Consider the following 2,761-nt stretch of genomic DNA (forward strand, 5'->3'; position numbering starts at 1 on the left):
ACGGGGCAGTCGCATGGCGCCATCCCACCCGCGCCCCGCCCCCGAGGCCATCGCCAGATTTCGTGACAGAGGACCTGGCACGTTGTCTTGGGCACGTTCCGCCCCCGAGGCCATCGCCAGATTTCGTGACAGAGGACCTGGCACGTTGTCTTGGGCACGTTGTCTCGGCCCGCTAGGAGATTCGTGACCAGATTTCTGGCATCGCTGAGGGAAAACACGTAGCGGCCATCCCCGGCGCTGGTGGGGCGTTCTGAGGTGCCATCCGGCGCGGTCGGATGGGCATGGGCCTGGAGCCCAAGCGTTGCCGGTGTCAGGGTCGCTGCCGAGCAGCGGCTGCGGACCGGCCAGCAGTGCGGCGGAGAACAACCCGAGCAGCCAATGCTTTCGGTTGGAGCAGCCAGCCGCGGCCTCGGTGATTTCGTATCGGAGTCCGGTCGCCGGCAAGGATTCGCGGTGTCCAGGATGGTTTTGGGAGGTGCACTTACAGTTGAAACCTATTGGACCTACCAATCTACGCGGATTTGGCTCGCTCTTCCGCCTTGAAATGACAGGGAGGGTTTCGGCCTCTTTGCCGCCGGCATGCTCCCCGACCGAATCGTCAACGAGCCGGAGTTGGACCGAATTCTCGGCGAACCAGGTCCGGAGCTGGTGCGATTCATTCGCACGGTCAGCAGCCCGCTGGTGATCCTGGGAGCCGGCGGCAAGATGGGCCTGACCGTCGCCAGCATGGCCCGCCGGGCTGCCGTTGCCGCGGAACATCCGCTCGAAGTCGTCGCGGCGAGCCGGTTTGAGGATCCGGCAACCCGGCGGCGGTTCAACGAGGAAGGGATCCGGACCGAGGCGGTGGACCTTCTTCATCCCGACAGCCTCCGTCACCTGCCCGATGCCGCGAACATCATTTCGCTGGTGGGCCTAAAGTTCGGAACGGCTCAGGACCCCGCGATGACCTGGGCCGTCAACACGCTGGCTCCGGTGCACGGCGTGAACCGGTATCCGGAGGCCCGCTGGGTCGTCCTGTCCACCGGCAACGTCTATCCGCCGGTATCGGTGGACCAGGGGGGCGCCACCGAAGACCACCCGCTGACGCCCCTCGGTGAGTACGCCAATGCGGCCGTGGCGCGCGAGCGTCTGCTGGAATTTTCCTCCCGCTCCCGGAAGACGCGGATGGCAATCCTTCGATTGAACTATGCGGTCGAGCTCCGTTATGGGGTGTTGGTGGACATCGCCCTCCGCATCGCGAGGGGTGAGCCGGTGGATCTTTCCAATGGCTGGTTCAATTGCATCTGGCAGGGCGACGCGGCGGACCGAATCCTGCGCGCACTCGACCTGGCGGCGCATCCGCCGCGGGCGCTCAACCTTTGCCACGGCGACATTTTGTCCGTCCGGGAGGTCGCCACCGAACTGGCGGGGCTCCTCAACCGCCCCGTCACGTTCACCGGACGGGAATCTGGAAGCGCCCTGCTGAGCAATCCGACCCGGATGGATTCGTATTTTGGCCCGCCTCCCACCCCGTTGGCCGGAGTGATCCGCTGCACGGCGGCGTGGATTGCGGCGGGCGGGCGGGTGCTGAATCGTCCCACCCGGTTTGAGGTTCGCGATGGACGTTATTGAACGTTGAACGGGAGGCGCCATGTCCTGCCATCCGCTACCGCCCCAATGGGTCTGTGACCGTTTGCAGGACGGCCTGGTGATCCCGGCGCATCCGCTGGCGTTGAACCGGGCCCGAAAACTCGATGAGCGGCGTCAACGGGCCCTGACACGCTATTATCACGCGGCAGGTGCCGGCGGACTCGCGGTTGGTGTCCACACGACCCAGTTTGCGATCCGCGAGCCCCGGCATGGTTTGTTCCCACCCGTGCTGGAACTGGCGGCGGAAACGGCGACGGCCTGCGATGCGCGCAGCGCTCGCCGGACCGTACTGATCGCCGGCGTGTGCGGGGGCACCTCCCAGGCGCTTGCGGAGGCCGCACTGGCACGGGCGTCCGGCTATCACGTCGCGCTCCTCTCGTTGGCGGCGACCCGTGACTGGTCCGAGGAGGCCGTGGTACGGCACTGCGACGCGGTGGCCCGTGAGATTCCGATCTTTGGCTTCTATCTGCAGCCCGCGGTGGGTGGACGGTTCCTGTCGCAGTCCTTCTGGCGGCAGCTCGCCCGGATTCCCAACGTCGTCGGCATCAAGATTGCGCCGTTCAACCGGTATCAGACACTCGACGTGCTCCACGGAGTGATCGAGTCCGGCCGCTGTCGGGAGGTCGCCCTCTACACCGGCAATGACGACCATGTCCTGCTGGACCTGCTGACCGATCATCAGCTCGACAATGCGGGGGACCATCCGGGGCTTCGCATGGTGGGTGGCCTGCTCGGACATTGGGCCTGCTGGACACGGCGCGCGGTCGAGCATCTGGAACGGTGTCACCGTCTCCGGCACGGCGCGCCGATTCCCGGCAACCTGCTGACTCTCGCAGCGCAGATCACCGACGCCAACGGGGCATTGTTTGATGCCGCCAACCAGTTTGCCGGGTGCATTGCCGGCATCCACGAGGTGTTGCGCCGGCAGCGGTTGCTGGAGGGGATCTGGTGTCTGGATCCGGCCGAAACCCTTTCGCCGGGCCAATCGGAGGCCATTGACCGGGTTGTCAGGCATTATCCACACCTCCTGGATGATGCCTTCGTCGAGGAACATCGGGACGAGTGGCTGCGTTGAAAAGGGGTGTGCGGTTCGCTTTTGGAGAATTAGCCGGCGGAACCGTCCCATTGAAAT

General features: G+C 65.4%; 2 protein-coding genes. Both read left to right on the forward strand.

Annotated elements, in window-relative coordinates; genetic code table 11:
• Positions 1-579 precede the first annotated feature (579 nt).
• Positions 580-1,611, forward strand: a complete 1,032-nt coding sequence (locus KF791_20875) for an NAD-dependent epimerase/dehydratase family protein (GenBank protein ID MBX3735038.1) — start codon at positions 580-582, stop codon at positions 1,609-1,611.
• Positions 1,612-1,630: 19 nt separating this feature from the next.
• The gene (locus KF791_20880; GenBank protein ID MBX3735039.1) at positions 1,631-2,704 is read left to right on the forward strand and encodes a dihydrodipicolinate synthase family protein; all 1,074 of its coding nucleotides are present in this window, start codon (positions 1,631-1,633) and stop codon (positions 2,702-2,704) included.
• Positions 2,705-2,761 lie beyond the last annotated feature (57 nt).

The sequence above is a fragment of the Verrucomicrobiia bacterium genome (genome assembly GCA_019634635.1).
GTDB lineage: Bacteria > Verrucomicrobiota > Verrucomicrobiia > Limisphaerales > UBA9464 > UBA9464.

Coding starts and splice junctions, on each gene's coding strand:
- KF791_20875 (MBX3735038.1), top strand. CDS start 580: ATGCTCCCCGACCGAATCGTCAACGAGCCGGAGTTGGACCGAATTCTC.
- KF791_20880 (MBX3735039.1), top strand. CDS start 1,631: ATGTCCTGCCATCCGCTACCGCCCCAATGGGTCTGTGACCGTTTGCAG.